Below are 13,755 nucleotides of genomic sequence, written 5' to 3' on the forward strand. Positions count from 1 at the left end.
CCGGCTCCGCGGCGGCGCCGGCGGGACCGGCGGGACCGGTCGGCGGTTCGGCCCAGCCCTGCGGTTCGGCCCACTCGTGCGGGCCGCCCCACTCCGGCGAACCGGCCCGGTCGGGCGGCGGGGCCGCGGCGGTCGCCGGCCAGGACGGCTCGGGGCCTCCCGGCCACCCGGCTATGTCGTCGTCGGGCCGTTCGGCCCAGTGCTCCGCCACCTGTGCTCCCGCACTCTTCCGCCAGTTGCTTGATTGCGCAATCTAGCAAGTGTTTCTCGGAGCATTCTTAGGGGCTACCCGAACCGGCACCCCCAGGGCGCCCGGCCCGGCCGCACGGCGCTCAGAGCGCCGCTTCCGCCCCCGGCTCCAGGACGAACTCGCCGTCGTCGGCGTCGTAGTCGTAGAGCTCACCGTACCGTCCCCAGACGATCGCGATGTCCAGCTGGCGCCGCGCCTCGTCCCCGTCGAAGCCGCGCCGCAGCAGGTCCAGGAAGAGGTCCTCGCGCAGCTTGTGGCCCTCGGTGGCGGCCAGCGCCTGCACCACGGCGCGCACCAGCGGGGCCCGCCGGGCCGCGTTGCGGGCGAACAGCGGCTTGCTGGTCAGGATGTCGGCGGCGGTGAACTCGCGGCCCGCCTCGGTGATCGCGATCCGGGCGCCGGCGGTGTTGGCGAAGCCGAGCAGCACGGCGGCGTCGACCAGCGGCAGCAGGTCGTCGACCTCGAAGTTCAGCTCGTCCGCGATCTCGGCCAGGCCCTCCTCGCCGCCCATCGAGAGCAGGATCTCCAGCAGACCGGCCAGCCCGCCGACGCTGGCCTGCGGCAGCGGGGTGGTGATCGGAGTGGCGGCCTGCCGGGGCACGGCCGCCTCGGCGGCGCCCGCGGCGGCCGCCGCCTCGCGCTCCTCGCGTTCCTCGCGGCCGGTGAGGATCCCGTAGACGGTGTCCACCAGCGCCTCGAACTGCGGGGTGCGGCGGTCGCGCGGGCGGGCCAGGTCGACCTTGAGCTCGGCCCGGATCCGGCCCGGGTTGGCCGAGAGCACCAGGATCCGGTCGGCCAGCAGCACCGCTTCCTCGATGTTGTGGGTGACGATCAGCACCGACTTCACCGGCGCCTCGTGCCCCTCCCAGAGGCCGACCAGTTCGTTGCGCAGGTTCTCCGCGGTGAGCACGTCCAGGGCGGAGAACGGCTCGTCCATGAAGAGCGCGTCCGGCTCCACGACCAGGGCGCGCGCGAAGCCGACCCGCTGGCGCATGCCGCCGGACAGCTCCTTGGGGTAGGCGCCCTCGAAACCGTCCAGGCCGATCAGGTCGATCGCCTTCAGCGCCCGCTCCCGCCGCTCGACCTCGCCGACCCCGCGGGCCTGCAGGCTCAGCTCCACGTTCTGCTGCACGGTCAGCCAGGGCAGCAGCGCGAAGGACTGGAAGACCATCGCCACCCCGGGACTGGCGGCGGTCAGCGGGGCGCCGCGGTAGGCCACGGTGCCCGAGGAGGGCGCGATCAGGCCGGCCAGGCAGCGCAGCAGGGTGGACTTGCCGGAGCCGGACTTGCCCAGCAGGGCGACGATCTCGCCCTCGTCGAGGCGCATGTCGATGTCGTCCAGCACCGGCAGGGCGCGCCCGTCCGGGGTGCTGAAGGTCTTGGTGACGCCGTCGGCCGCGACGATGGTGCTGCGGGTGGGGTCCGGGGTTGCGGTCGTCATGCTCGGTCAGCTCCAGTCAGAGTGCATAACGGGTCTCGGCCAGGCGGTACATGCGCCGCCACAGCACCCGGTTGAGGGCCACCACGTAGACGCTCATCACCACCACGCCGACCAGGATCTTCGGGAAGCTCCCGACCCCGGTGGCGTTCGCGATGTAGGCGCCCAGGCCGGTGGCGGTCAGGTGGTGCGAGCCGTAGTCGACGACCTCGGCCACGATCGAGGCGTTCCAGGCACCGCCGGCCGCGGTGATCCCGCCGGTCACGTAGTAGGGGAAGACCGCCGGCAGGATGAGGGTGCGCCAGCGCAGCCAGCCCCGCACGTGGAAGCCGGTCATCGCCTCGCGCAGGTCGGACGGGATGGCCGAGGCGCCGGCGATCACGTTGAACAGGATGTACCACTGCGCGCCCAGCGCCATCAGCAGCACCGAGCCGATGTTCAGCGAGATGCCGAGCGCGATGAAGGCGGCGGTGGCGAACGGGAAGAGGAAGTTGGCCGGGAAGCTGGCCAGCACCTGCACCACCGGCTGGGCGAACCGCAGCACCTTCGGGTTCATCCCGATCCAGACCCCGATCGGCACCCAGACCACGGTGGCCACGACCAGCAGCAGCACCACCCGCCCGAAGGTCGCCGCCCCGAGGTAGAAGGCGTGCCCGAACTCGCCGAGCCCGACCGTGGTGCTCACGTAGTCGAAGGCCTGCCAGGCGCCCCAGACCACCACGACGCTGACCGCGCCCGCGAAGAAGACGTCCCCGGTGCGCTCGCGCGCCACCGGGCGGGCCAGCGGGTGCTCGGCCAGCCCGAAGATCCGGGTGCCGCGGTCCAGGGCGTGGCCCACCGGCCGCAGCGGTCGCCCCAGCTTCGCCGGGACGCTGGACCGGCGCAGCACGTCCAGCACCAGGCTGCGGGGGCGCTCGGAGGACTCCGACTCCTCCACCCGGAACCGCTCCGACCAGGCCGTCATCGGCCGCCAGAAGAGCACGTTGATGCCGATCACCAGGACCACCATGACGGCGATCGCGACCCCCACCTGGCCGAGGTTGCCGTCGGCGATCGCGGCGGCCGCGTAGGACCCCATGCCGGGCAGCGCGTAGTGGTGGTTGAGCACGCTGATCGACTCGGAGGCGGCCAGGAAGAACCAGGCGCCGCCGAAGCTCATCATCCCGTTCCAGACCAGCGGGATCATCCCGCTGGGCACGTCCAGCCGCCAGAACCGCTGCCACTTGGTCAGCCGCATCACCCGGGCGGCCTCGTCCAGCTCGCGCGGCTGGCTGATCAGCGAGTAGTAGAACGCGAAGGTCATGTTCCACGCCATCGCGGTGAAGATGGCGAAGATCGAGGCGCACTCCAGGCCCAGCGTGGAGCCCGGGAAGAGGTTGATGAAGGCCGTCACGGTGACCGAGAGGAAGCCGAGCACCGGCACCGACTGCAGGATGTCCAGCACCGGCAGCAGCACCTTCTCCCACCGCCGGGACCGGGCCGCGGCGGTGGCGTAGACGAAGGTGAAGAGCACCGAGGCGATCAGCGCCACGAACATCCGCAGCATCGAACGGACGGCGTAGTACGGCAGGTTGGCCGGGTCGGTGGAGACCGACTGCGGTGCCTGGTTGGGCAGGAACGGGGCGTTCAGTCCCGGTGCCAGCCGCAGCAGCCCGAACAGCAGGCCGACCAGCGCCGCCACCACCAGCACGTCCACCCAGCGCAGCCCCGGTCGCCGCCAGACGCCCCGGGACGGGAAACCGCGGTCACTCGCCATCCGCACCACCATCCGACTGCGGCGCGCGCCACGCCCTGGCCAGCTCGGTCACCGGGCCACTCAACCATTCCGGACGGGCCGGGCCGCCACATCGGGATGACCGACGTGGGAACACTCACCGACACGGCCCAACGCCGCCGGGCGTGGCGGGGGTGTTCGGCCGTGGCGTGGCGTGGCGTGGCGTGGCGGGGTGTGCGGTGGGGCGTGGCGACCCGGGCCGGCCTCGGGCAGGGTGGAGGCATGAAGGTGCTCGAGGTGGTCCTCAACGTGCTGTGGTTGGTCTTCTGCGGGATCTGGCTGGCGCTCGGTTACCTGCTGGCCGCGCTGGTGTGCCTGATCTTCATCGTCACCATCCCGTTCTCCATCGCGTCCCTGCGGATCGCCGGCTACGTCCTGTGGCCGTTCGGCCGCACCACGGTCGAGCGGCCGGAGGCGGGGGCGGCCTCCTGCGTGGGGAACGTGATCTGGTTCGTCTTCGCGGGGTGGTGGCTGGCCCTGGGACACCTGGTGACCAGCATCCCGCTCTTCCTGTCGATCATCGGGATCCCGTTCGGGTGGGCGAACCTGAAGCTGATCCCGATCTCGCTGATGCCGCTGGGGCGCGAGGTGGTCCGCACCGACCAGCGCTTCGCCGGGTGGTGAGTCCTCGCCGGGTGGTGAGTGCGCTCAGAGCCCTGGGACCGGCTGGGGCACGGCCGGGCCGACGTAGCGGGCGGCCGGTCGGATGATCTTGCTGTCGGCGGCCTGCTCCAGGATGTTGGCGCTCCACCCGATGGCGCGGGCGGCCGCGAAGGTGGGGGTGAACATTTCCCGCGGCAGCCCGCACAGGTGCATCACCACGCCCGCGTAGAACTCCACATTGGTGTGCAGCTCGCGGCCCGGCTTCAGCTCGTCCAGGATCGCCAGCACCTGGCGCTCCACCGCCACGGCGAACTCCACCAGCCCGCCGCCGAAGCTCTCGGCGACCCCGCGCAGCATCCGTGAGCGCGGGTCCTCGGTGCGGTAGACCGGGTGCCCGAAGCCCATGATCCGGTCGCCGGCCAGCACCCGGGCGCGGATCCACGGGTCGATCCGGTCCGGGGTGCCGATCTCGTCCAGGGTGTCCAGGGCCCGGCTGGGCGCGCCGCCGTGCAGCGGTCCGGAGAGCGCGCCCAGCCCGCCGACCAGGCAGGCGGCCAGGTCGGCGCCGGTGGACGCGATCACCCGGGAGGTGAAGGTGGAGGCGTTGAAGCCGTGGTCGACGGTGGCGATCAGGTAGCGCTCGATCGCCCGGGCCTCGGCCGGGCCGGGCTCGCGGCCGGTCAACATGTAGAGGTAGTTGGCGGCGTACGGCAGGTCCGCGCGCGGCTCGACGGGCTGCTCGCCGTGCTGCAGCCGGTGCACCGCGGTGAGCACGGTGGGCACCAGGGCGGTGGCGAAGAGCGCGTCCGCCAGCCGCTGCTCGGGGGCGGTGTCGTAGAGCGGGCGCAGGCCCCGGTCGGCGGCCGCGACGGAGAGCGCGGGGCCGAGGGCGGCCAGCGGGCCGGCCGCCCGGGTGGCGGCGGCGAGTGCGGGGAGCACGGCGCGCAGCGCCTCGGGCAGCCGGCGCAGCGGGGCGGTGCGGGCGTGGAAGGCGGCCCGGGCGGCGGCGTCCGGCAGCTCGCCGAGCAGCATCAGGTGCCAGACGTCCTCCAGCGTGCGCTGCTCGGCCAGCTCGATCGCCGAGTACTGCCGGTAGTGGTAGAAGCCCTCCAGGCCGCGGACGTCGCTGAGCGCGGTCTCGGTGACCACGACGCCCTTGAGGCCGCGGGGCACCTCTATGCCCGCGCTGCCGGGGGTGGCGACGTTCGTCGGGGACAGGGTTGTCGCGGTCGACATGGAGTACCTCCTCATGGAGTACCGGAACGGCTGACAGGCAGTACTCTGCGAGCATTGATCCATGTTGTCAACGTTGACTGAAATCAATGTGAGATACTGCGGACGGGTCGCCGGGAGGTCGGCGGGCCTGATGGGAGGCCATGGATGAGCGCCGGCAGGTTGACCACGCAGCAGGTCGCCGAGCTGCTCGGAGTCAAGGTGCAGACGGTCTACGCCTACGCCAGTCGCGGACTGCTGAGCAGCGAGCGGGTGCCCGGCGGCAAGGGCAGCACCTTCGACGCCGCGGAGGTGGCGGCACTGGCGGCGGGCCAGCGCCGGCAACTGCCGCGGCCCGGGGGCGGCGGGGCGGGCGGCGCGAGCGGGGCGGGGGCCGAGTGGCCGTCGAGCGAGCCGGTCACCGTGCGCACCGAGCTGACCCTGATCGAGGACGGCCGGCTCTACTACCGCGGGGTGGACGCGGTGCGGTTCGCCGAGCGGCACCGGTTCGAGGCGGCGGTGGGCCTGCTCTGGGGCGTCGGCGCCGAGCCGGGCGTGCGGCTGGTGGCGGCCCCCGAGCTGGTCGCCGGGCTGCGCCGGGCCGGCGACACGCTGCCCGCCGGCACCCGGCTGCCCGACCGGCTGCGGGTCGCGGCCGCGGTGGCGGCCTCGCTGGATCCGCTCCGCTTCGACCTGCGCCCCGAGAACGTCCGGGCCACCGGTGCGGCGCTGATCGCGGCCCTGGTGGAGGCGCTGCCGGGGCCGTGGGCCGAGCCGTCGGCCGAACCCGGGCCGTCGGCTGAACCCGGGCCGTCGGGGGAGCCGGTGAGGTCGGGGGAGTCGGTCGGGGTCGGGTCCGGGGACTCGCTCGCCGCCCGTCTGTGGACCCGGCTGTCCGCCGCGCCGCCGCCGGCCGGGGCCGTCGACTGCCTGGACCGGGCCCTGGTGCTGCTGGCCGACCACGAGCTGGCGGTCTCCACGGTCGCCGCCCGGGTCGCCGCCTCGGCGCGGGCGCACCCGTACGCGGTGGTCTCGGCCGGCCTGGGCGCCAGCGACGGGCCGCTGCACGGCGCCGCGAGCGCGCTGGCCCACCGGGTGCTCGGCGAGGTACTGGCCGCCGGGGACGCGGTGCCGGTGGTCTCCGAGTACCTGCGCACCGGTCGCCCGATCCCCGGGCTGGGTCACCGGCTCTACCCGCAGGGCGACCCCCGCGCGGTCGCGCTGCTCGCCGCGGTCGGCCGACTGCCGGGCGCCGGTCCGGTGCTGGCGGCGGTCGAGCAGCTGGTCCGGGCGGCCGGCGGGCCGCGGGCGCCGATCGCCGAGAGCGCCAACGTGGACCTGGCGCTGGCCGCCTTCGCGCAGCTCACCGGGATGGCGGTGGAGGCCGGCGAGGTGATCTTCTCGGTGGCCCGGACCGCGGGGTGGCTGGCCCACGCGATGGAGGAGTACCAGGCGGCCCCGCTGCGGATGCGGGCGCGCGCGGTGTACACCGGGCCGCGGCCGGCGGGTCTGGGGTAGCGCTCAGGCCTCGCCCACCTGGACCAGCATCTTGCCGGTGTTCGCGCCGTCGAGCATGCCGAGGAAGGCGTCCACCACCTTCTCGAAGCCCGTCACCACCGTCTCCTGCGGCCGGATCCGCCCCGACCGCAGGTGCGGCACCAGGAAGTCGGTGAGCTCCTGCTGGGCGTCCAGGTGGTTGCGGACCAGGAAGCCCTCCAGCCGCAGCGACTTGCCCACCACCTGGTACAGGTTGCGCGGCGCCGCCGGCGGTTCGGTGCTGCTGTACTGCGCCACCGCACCGACCCAGGCGAGCCGGCCGCCGTCGCGCAGCCCGTCCAGCGCGCCCTCCAGGTGCTCGCCGCCCACGTTCTCCAGCACCGCGTCGACCCCGTGCGGCGCGGCGGCGCGCAGCTGCTCGGCCACCGGGGCCAGGTGGTAGTCGAAGGCCGCGTCGAAGCCGACCTGCTCGACCAGGTGCCGGGCCTTGGCCGCCGAACCGGTGCTGCCGACGATCAGGTCCGCGCCGAGCAGCCGGGCGAACTGTCCCGCCGCGCTGCCCACCCCGCCGGCCGCGGCGGTGACGAAGAGCGACTCGCCCGGCTGCAGCCGCAGCACCCGGGTCAGCCCGACCCAGGCGCTCAGGCCGGTGCCGCCGAGCAGGCTCAGGTGGGTGCTCAGCGGCACGCCGTCGAGTGCCGGCAGCCGCCGCAGCTCGGCCGGGGTCAGCTGGACGTGGGTGCGCCAGGCGCGCCGGTGGAAGACCAGGTCCCCCACCGCCAGCTCCGGCGTCCGGGACTCGATCACCCGCCCGACCGTGCGCCCCTCCAGCGGCGCGTTCAGCTCCCAGCCGCCCTCGTCCATCGCCTCGCGCATGTACGGGTCCACCGAGAGGTAGACGTTCTCCACCAGCACCTGCCCGGCGGGCAGCGGCGGCAGCTGCTCCGTGACGAAGTCGAAGTTCGCGGCGCTGGGCCGGCCGGTGGGGCGGGAGACCAGGTGGACGGCCTGGGACTGACGGGGCATCGCGGGCTCCTGTGACTGGGCGGCGGGTGATCGCCGAGGTGATCGCCGGGGGATCGCCCGGGATGTCGATCACGCTAGGAGTCCGCGGGGGCGGGGAGCAGGGGGTCGGGTCGACGGGAGGGGCGGTTCCATGAATCGGGCTCATGGAATGAGGGGGTCCCGGCCCGCCTCGCCCTACTCCACGGCCTCGCGCAGCGTGCGGAACTCCGCCGCCAGGGCGTCCAGGGTGTAGTGCGCGTTCAGTCCGCTCGGGTTGGGCAGCACCCAGACCTCGGTGTCCCCCAGCCCCTCCGGCTGCCGCCCCACCACCGCGCGCGGCTTCCCGAACGCCGTCCGGTACGCGCCGATCCCGAGCACCGCCAGCACCCGCGGCCGCAGCGTCGCCACCCGCTCGGCCAGCGCCGCCCCGCCCTCGCGCAGCTCGGCCCGGCTCAGCTCGTCGGCCTTCGCACTGGTCCGCGCCACCACGTTGGTGATCCCCAACCCCAGCGCGAGCAGGTCGCCCTGCTCGTCCGGCCGCAGCAGCCGCGGGGCGAAGCCGGAGCGGTGCAGGGCGGGCCAGAAACGGTTGCCGGGGCGGGCGAAGTGGTGCCCGGTCGCCCCGGACCAGAGCCCCGGGTTGATCCCGCAGAACAGCACCCGCAGCCCCGGCGCAGCCACATCGGGGATGGTGGCGTCCTGGGCCGCGGCCAGCTGCGCGGCGTTCGGGCGGAAGGGGGCGGTGTCGTCGCGGGGAGTCTGCACCGGGTCAGTCTGCCGTTCCCGGTCGCTCCCGCGCACCGCCCCTCACGCCGCCCCGCGGCCTCTCAGCCGATCACCGGACTCTCTCGTTCCGGCTGGCTCACGCACTCATCGCGGTGGCGCCGGCCGGCTCCGGACCGCCGTCCGGGTCGAAGCCACCGCCGCCCGCACCCGCGCCGGCGGTCGCCCGGCCGCGCTGCGCCAGCTCCTGCTCGGTCTGCCGCAGGGCGCGCTTGGCCGCCCGCCGGTCCAGCACCCGGCTGAGGCCGTAGTACACGGCCGCCGCGTACAGCCAGCCCATCAGCACGTCGATCACGAAGTGCTCGGCGCCGTAGACCAGGGTGAACGCCATCGCGAGCGGGTAGGCGGCCAGCAGTACCCGCAGCTTGCGCCCGGCGGTGGGCCAGAAGAAGAGCGCCAGCAGCATCGGGTAGGCGGCGTGCAGCGAGGGCATCGCGGCCACGTCGTTGTCGAACTGGCTGCCGTTCTCGAAGATCGACCCGGCCCGCGGCAGGCCGCTCTGGGTGAGGACGTCCGAGACCACTCGGGTCAGGTCCGGCAGGTGCCCGTTCTGCGCGGTCAGCCACGGCGGGTCGGCCGGGTACAGGATGTACGTCGCGAAACCGGCGAAGGTCAGCGCCAGGTAGAGGGCCAGCAGCCGGGTGAACCGGTCGTGCCGCCGCTGCCAGAGCACCGCCAGCACGACGAAGATCGCGAAGAAGTGCGTCATGTAGACGGTCACGCAGAGGTAGTCGTACCAGTGCGGATGCCCCGGCGTGTAGAGCCAGTGCTGCAGCCGCACCGACCAGACCTGCCCGAAGCCGAGCACCTTGTCGATCGCCAGCTGCGGCCGCCAGTTCACCGGCCACGGCGTGTGCGCGCCGTAGCCGCGCAACAGCGAGTACACGTACACGGCACCCATCACCGGCAGCCAGTCGCGGAGCACCCGCAGCCAACCGAACCGGTACCCGCCCTGCACCGCGGCGGCGATCAGTGCCCCTATCAGCCAGCAGAAGACCACGTCGTTCTGGTACGGCAGGCCGTTGTCCGCGATGTACCGCCAGAGCGAGAAGAAGTACACCGGCCAGGCCAGGAACCGCAGGTAGCGCGCCCACCGCCACAGCCCCGCCCGGTCGCCTCTGAGCTCGCCGCGGGCGCCGACCGTGCCACTGACACCGCCGACCGCGCCGTCGCTACTGCCGACCGTGCCGCTGCTGCCCGTGTCGCCGCTGCTGACGCCCGTGCCACTGACGCCCGAGGCACCGCTCGGGCTCACCTCCGTGTCTGGGCTCCCGGGGAGCGTCGGGGGACGGCCCGGCTGCTGACGGGTCGCGTCGGTGGCAGGACGGACGAGGTGGAGCGGGCTGGTCACCGGTGGCGTCCCCTTCGAGAGATCCTGGTGGGGCAAGCCGGGTCAACGTAATGCTCGACTTTTAAGAATTACTGAGCCCGGGCGCCGGCTCGTGACCCGCGCGCCCCCGATCCTGCCCCCGCGCACCCGGTTGCGCCTACCCCTCGTGCGCCGCCTGGCCTGGACTGCGCCGGTTCCCACCCGTTTGAGGTAGGTCTGTGATGTCCAGCAGACATACATCAAATTCTCAGGAATCGGCCGATGGCGCGACCGCAACGTCCCGGGGTCCGGCTCGCGCCTGTGTGCACGAGGGCACCGCGCAGGCGCCGGCCGCGCGACTGCCGTCGCGGCCGGGCGCCCACGCGGTGCCCTCGTACCTGCGGTTCCTGCCTGGCCAGCCGGCTGGCCCTACCGGCCCTACCGCCGAACTACCGTGCTGGTCAGCGGTAGTTGACGTACTGGATGGCGAAGTCCAGGTCCTTGTCGCGGAGCAGCGCCTGCACGGCCTGCAGGTCGTCCCGGCTCTTCGAGGAGACCCGCAGCTCCTCGCCCTGGATCTGCGCCTTGATGCCCTTCGGGCCCTCGTCGCGAATGATCTTGGAGATCTTCTTGGCGTTGTCCTGGGAGATGCCCTCCTTGATCGTCGCGAAGATCTTGTACTCCTTGCCGGACAGCTGCGGCTCGCCGGCGTCCAGCGCCTTCAGGGAGATCTTGCGCGCGATCAGCTTGCTCTGCAGGACGTCGAGGATGGCCTTGACCCGCTCCTCGCCGTCGGCCTTCATCTCGATCCGCTCACCGGTCCAGCCGATGGTCGCGCCGACGTTCTTGAAGTCGTAGCGGGTGGCGATCTCACGGGAGGTCTGGTTGATCGCGTTGTCGACCTCCTGCTTCTCGACCTTCGAGACGATGTCGAAACTGGAGTCGGCCATCTGTGGTGGTCTCCTTGCGCTGTCGGCAACACACGCCCCACCCATGCGGGGCACTCACAGCCCCAGCCTATCCAGCGCCACCCCACCCCACCCCCTTGATCATCACGTGACCAATCGAGTGGCGGAGCACCCCCAGTCATCAGGTAAGGTTTACCCAGTCGAACGGGGCAAGCCCCCGAACGGCCAACATCCTGGCTGGTTGCCCGAGCGGCCAAAGGGAGCAGACTGTAAATCTGTCGCGCAAGCTACGCAGGTTCGAACCCTGCACCAGCCACAGGATAGAAGAAGCCCCCTGATCTGCGGAAACGCAGATCAGGGGGCTGCTTCGTTTTGCGTCCGAATGGTGGCCCGCTCGCGGACCAGCCACGGACCGGACTCCGCTCGCTGCCGCCACTGTCAGCGGCCCCGCATACGGTGGCTGCAATCGCGCCGGACGGAGATCGAGAGGGACTCGCGGCTACGGGGGGTGGGTAGGAAGGTCCCCGCAGTCAGACCGTAGGTCGTACGGACGCCATCCGGCTTGGTCGATCGATCGGCAGAGGGTCTGTACCTTGAATCGGTCGACCTCAGTCGGAATCGCGTGGGGCTTCGGTCAACCTGCACTCGGTTGCGAACTTCGTGAAATTGCCGGCATGTCGATTCAGACCTCGGCGCAGGAGTTCGTCGCTGAGCGAGTCGGTGAAGGCATCTTCCGTGGCGCCGTCGATGGCAGCCGCGCTGCGCCATGCGGATGCCACGGCGCTGTCGAATCCGAACACGTCGTGGGGCTCACCGGCACAGCGTGTCCGCCAGAGCACCTGACCCCAGACCGTTCCGCGTTGAGACGTCCAGGCGCGGGAAGGTCGTCGCCGTCGTCGGGGCAGGTCCGGTGCGAAGGAACTGCCATCGAGCCAGTATCCGACCAGGCCGAGGGAGAACGCGCGGGCAGTGATCATCCCCAGGCGCGGTGAGTCCAGGTAACTGCAGGTCAGATAGGTTGCAAGCCCAGCCTCGATCGGACCGAGCGTGTCTCTCGGGGACTTGAAGTTGAAGCCCGAGGACATGAGGGCGACATGCGCGTACTCGTGCAACGTCATGCCTGGACTGTTGGCTGACCGTGGATCGACTCCGATGACGTTCGTCTCTGCGTCATATGCCGACGCGTAGTGCTCTGGTGCGCGCTGGAGGTCGATCTTCGGGGCCTCGGTGACGACGCCCAGCCCGATGTGCTCCAGGTGCCGAGAGAAATTGGTGACCTCGCGGCCGATCCTACGGAGCGCATGGTCGTTCTCGCCGTAGATGACGGCCTTCTCGACGTCCGCCATCTTTCGCTCGACGTCCGCGAGGCGCTGCCGGTATTCGGCCTTCACGCCGCCCGGGAGCTCGATGCTCTTGAACATCGAGCCCAGCCATGGAAGTGCCGCGATGCCGAGCAGGGCGAGGATCGTCCCGTCGATCGCCGTGTCGGGCGAGAGGAGATGTGCAAGTGCCAGACCGACGGCTGCCAGGGTGACGCCCACCCCCAGGAGGACCGCCCGACGGGAGCGTTCACTGTCGTACATGCGTACGTCTCTCCCGGGGGTGGGCGCTGAGTTCGGGCCACCCCCACTTTCACCCGTGGCAGGCCCCGGTGCACCTGGGCGCCTGGGCTTCGTCGCAGGGGGAGGTGGAGGTTCGTCAGGGGAGCGTTCGGATGCGGGGGTGGGGTCGTCAGGGAAGTGTCAGGGGAGTGGGGTGGCGGGGTGGGGGCGGGTTTTGCTGGTGGGGTAGGCGGCCCGGTGGCGAAGGGGTGGTGGGGATGGGTGAGCGGGAGTGGCAGCGGCGGGTGATCGTGGGGGTCAGCGGGTCGCTGGGGAGCCTGGCCGCGCTGCACCGGGGGGCGGAGGAGGCGCGGCGGACCGGGGCCGAGCTGGTGGCGGTGCTGGTCTGGGCGCCGCAGGGGGCGTTGCTGGGCGCGTGCCGGGAGGCGGCGGTGGAGCGGCTCGGCGGGGCGATGGCGGAGGCGTTCCCGCTGGGGCTGGCGGACGTGCCGTTGCAGGGGTTGGCGGTGCGCGGGGAGGCGGGGGCGGCGTTGGTGGCGCTGGCGGACGGGCCGGACGACGTGCTGATCGTCGGGTGCGGGGAGCGGCACTGGTGGCGGCGCGGGCACCTGTCGGTGAGCGGCTACTGCGTGCGGCACGCCGGGTGCCCGGTGCTGACGGTTCCGCGTCCGCAGCTGCAGCGGGAGCTGGCGGTGCTGGCGCGGCGCAACGCGTGCCACCTGCCGGTGGCGCCGGTCGTGCCGGTGGGTGGCGGGGTCAGCCGGTCGGGGCGGTCACGGTGACGGTGACGGTGTAGGTCCGCTGGTCGGGGGCGCAGGCGAGGGCCTCGCCGCAGGTGGTGCGGGTCGCGGTGAGGACGGCGGTGCCGGCGGCGCGGGCGGTGAAGGCGGTGCTGACGGTGCCGCAACCGGCGCCGGGGACGCAGCCGGGCGAGGGGACGCTGGTGGGGGAGCCGCTGGGGGCGAGGACGTCGGGCGCCGAGCTGCTGGCGGCGGACCAGTAGGTGCTGTGCAGGGTCACCCGGACGGTGGCGCCGACGGTGGTGCGCACGGTGGCGTGGTCGGCGTGGTCGCTGAGGTCCAGCGTCACGGCGGCCGGCGGGCTGCCGCCGGGCACCATGGGCCCGCCGGGGTTGACCTGGGCGGTGGAGCCGCAGGCGGTGAGGCCGAGGAGCAGGCCGGTGACGGCGAGCGGGAGCAGGGGAAGGGGACGGGCGCGGACCATGGCGACCTCCGGACGGGCGGCGGGAGCGACGATGGGACGCATCCGCCGCCCGTCCGGATCCCCGCACGCCACAGCGCACGCCGCGCCACACCGAGCCCCGCCCCACACCGCACGCCAGAGCCGGGGGGGGGGGGGCGGGACGACCCAGATCCGGTGTTCCGGGGGGGTGGGGGGTTGATGTTTCCCGGGT

General features: G+C 72.7%; 12 protein-coding genes, 1 tRNA gene and 1 pseudogene. 4 read left to right on the forward strand and 10 right to left on the reverse strand.

The window, feature by feature from the left end; all coding sequences use genetic code 11:
* From ACQRUO_RS34295 to ACQRUO_RS34305, 3 genes and pseudogenes are all read right to left on the reverse strand, one after another.
* Window positions 1–211: pseudogene (locus tag ACQRUO_RS34295) on the reverse strand (hypothetical protein); the annotation flags it as partial.
* A gap of 121 nt (window positions 212–332) precedes the next feature.
* Window positions 333–1,691, reverse strand: coding sequence for a nitrate/sulfonate/bicarbonate ABC transporter ATP-binding protein (locus ACQRUO_RS34300; protein WP_428320063.1), 1,359 nt, complete (start codon window positions 1,689–1,691; stop codon window positions 333–335).
* Between the two features lie 16 nt (window positions 1,692–1,707).
* Window positions 1,708–3,444, reverse strand: coding sequence for an ABC transporter permease (locus ACQRUO_RS34305; RefSeq protein WP_428320064.1), 1,737 nt, complete (start codon window positions 3,442–3,444; stop codon window positions 1,708–1,710).
* Between the two features lie 240 nt (window positions 3,445–3,684).
* Between ACQRUO_RS34305 and ACQRUO_RS34310 the strand changes: the two genes are divergently transcribed.
* Entirely contained in the window at window positions 3,685–4,086 is a 402-nt protein-coding gene (locus ACQRUO_RS34310) for a YccF domain-containing protein (RefSeq protein WP_428320065.1), read from the forward strand.
* Between the two features lie 24 nt (window positions 4,087–4,110).
* Here ACQRUO_RS34310 and ACQRUO_RS34315 read toward each other — a convergent pair whose 3' ends face one another.
* Window positions 4,111–5,301 carry a citrate synthase/methylcitrate synthase gene (locus ACQRUO_RS34315; protein ID WP_428320066.1) on the reverse strand — a complete coding sequence of 397 codons (1,191 nt, stop codon included), beginning with the start codon at window positions 5,299–5,301 and terminating at the stop codon, window positions 4,111–4,113.
* A 144-nt stretch (window positions 5,302–5,445) separates the two neighbouring features.
* On the opposite strand from ACQRUO_RS34315, the gene ACQRUO_RS34320 reads away from it, so the two are divergent.
* Window positions 5,446–6,795, forward strand: coding sequence for a citrate/2-methylcitrate synthase (locus tag ACQRUO_RS34320; RefSeq protein ID WP_428320067.1), 1,350 nt, complete (start codon window positions 5,446–5,448; stop codon window positions 6,793–6,795).
* A 3-nt stretch (window positions 6,796–6,798) separates the two neighbouring features.
* On the opposite strand, the gene ACQRUO_RS34325 is transcribed toward ACQRUO_RS34320, so the two are convergent.
* The 4 genes from ACQRUO_RS34325 to ACQRUO_RS34340 all read right to left on the reverse strand — a co-directional run bounded on the left by ACQRUO_RS34325 (window position 6,799) and on the right by ACQRUO_RS34340 (window position 10,821).
* Window positions 6,799–7,800, reverse strand: coding sequence for an NADP-dependent oxidoreductase (locus ACQRUO_RS34325; protein ID WP_428320068.1), 1,002 nt, complete (start codon window positions 7,798–7,800; stop codon window positions 6,799–6,801).
* Window positions 7,801–7,974: 174 nt separating this feature from the next.
* Window positions 7,975–8,544, reverse strand: coding sequence for a G/U mismatch-specific DNA glycosylase (mug, locus tag ACQRUO_RS34330; protein ID WP_428320069.1), 570 nt, complete (start codon window positions 8,542–8,544; stop codon window positions 7,975–7,977).
* A 97-nt stretch (window positions 8,545–8,641) separates the two neighbouring features.
* Entirely contained in the window at window positions 8,642–9,817 is a 1,176-nt protein-coding gene (locus ACQRUO_RS34335; RefSeq protein ID WP_428320070.1) for a phosphatase PAP2 family protein, read from the reverse strand.
* A gap of 515 nt (window positions 9,818–10,332) precedes the next feature.
* Window positions 10,333–10,821, reverse strand: coding sequence for a YajQ family cyclic di-GMP-binding protein (locus ACQRUO_RS34340; RefSeq protein WP_428320071.1), 489 nt, complete (start codon window positions 10,819–10,821; stop codon window positions 10,333–10,335).
* Between the two features lie 193 nt (window positions 10,822–11,014).
* On the opposite strand from ACQRUO_RS34340, the gene ACQRUO_RS34345 reads away from it, so the two are divergent.
* Window positions 11,015–11,095, forward strand: a tRNA-Tyr gene (locus ACQRUO_RS34345).
* Window positions 11,096–11,387: 292 nt separating this feature from the next.
* On the opposite strand, the gene ACQRUO_RS34350 is transcribed toward ACQRUO_RS34345, so the two are convergent.
* Window positions 11,388–12,362, reverse strand: a complete 975-nt coding sequence (locus tag ACQRUO_RS34350; RefSeq protein WP_428320072.1) for a hypothetical protein — start codon at window positions 12,360–12,362, stop codon at window positions 11,388–11,390.
* 236 nt (window positions 12,363–12,598) lie between these two features.
* Here ACQRUO_RS34350 and ACQRUO_RS34355 point away from each other — a divergent pair, with 236 nt between their 5' ends.
* A complete protein-coding gene (locus tag ACQRUO_RS34355; RefSeq protein WP_428320073.1) occupies window positions 12,599–13,123 on the forward strand; it encodes a universal stress protein in 525 nt (174 codons plus the stop codon).
* Here the strand turns inward: ACQRUO_RS34355 and ACQRUO_RS34360 are convergent.
* Window positions 13,098–13,607 (reverse strand): hypothetical protein, encoded by a 510-nt coding sequence (locus ACQRUO_RS34360; RefSeq protein ID WP_428320074.1) that lies wholly within the window; start codon window positions 13,605–13,607, stop codon window positions 13,098–13,100. The genes ACQRUO_RS34355 and ACQRUO_RS34360 overlap by 26 nt on opposite strands.
* Between the last annotated feature and the right edge of the window lie 148 nt (window positions 13,608–13,755).

It is taken from the genome of Kitasatospora sp. LaBMicrA B282, assembly GCF_050325825.1.
Taxonomy (GTDB): Bacteria; Actinomycetota; Actinomycetes; order Streptomycetales; family Streptomycetaceae; genus Kitasatospora.

Bases quoted from the DNA above. Each gene is read 5' to 3' on its own strand.
- ACQRUO_RS34325 (WP_428320068.1), bottom strand. From the start codon at position 7,800: ATGCCCCGTCAGTCCCAGGCCGTCCACCTGGTCTCCCGCCCCACCGGC.
- ACQRUO_RS34360 (WP_428320074.1), bottom strand. From the start codon at position 13,607: ATGCGTCCCATCGTCGCTCCCGCCGCCCGTCCGGAGGTCGCCATGGTC.
- ACQRUO_RS34315 (WP_428320066.1), bottom strand. From the start codon at position 5,301: ATGTCGACCGCGACAACCCTGTCCCCGACGAACGTCGCCACCCCCGGC.
- ACQRUO_RS34340 (WP_428320071.1), bottom strand. From the start codon at position 10,821: ATGGCCGACTCCAGTTTCGACATCGTCTCGAAGGTCGAGAAGCAGGAG.
- ACQRUO_RS34320 (WP_428320067.1), top strand. From the start codon at position 5,446: ATGAGCGCCGGCAGGTTGACCACGCAGCAGGTCGCCGAGCTGCTCGGA.
- ACQRUO_RS34310 (WP_428320065.1), top strand. From the start codon at position 3,685: ATGAAGGTGCTCGAGGTGGTCCTCAACGTGCTGTGGTTGGTCTTCTGC.
- ACQRUO_RS34355 (WP_428320073.1), top strand. From the start codon at position 12,599: ATGGGTGAGCGGGAGTGGCAGCGGCGGGTGATCGTGGGGGTCAGCGGG.
- ACQRUO_RS34350 (WP_428320072.1), bottom strand. From the start codon at position 12,362: ATGTACGACAGTGAACGCTCCCGTCGGGCGGTCCTCCTGGGGGTGGGC.
- ACQRUO_RS34305 (WP_428320064.1), bottom strand. From the start codon at position 3,444: ATGGCGAGTGACCGCGGTTTCCCGTCCCGGGGCGTCTGGCGGCGACCG.
- ACQRUO_RS34300 (WP_428320063.1), bottom strand. From the start codon at position 1,691: ATGACGACCGCAACCCCGGACCCCACCCGCAGCACCATCGTCGCGGCC.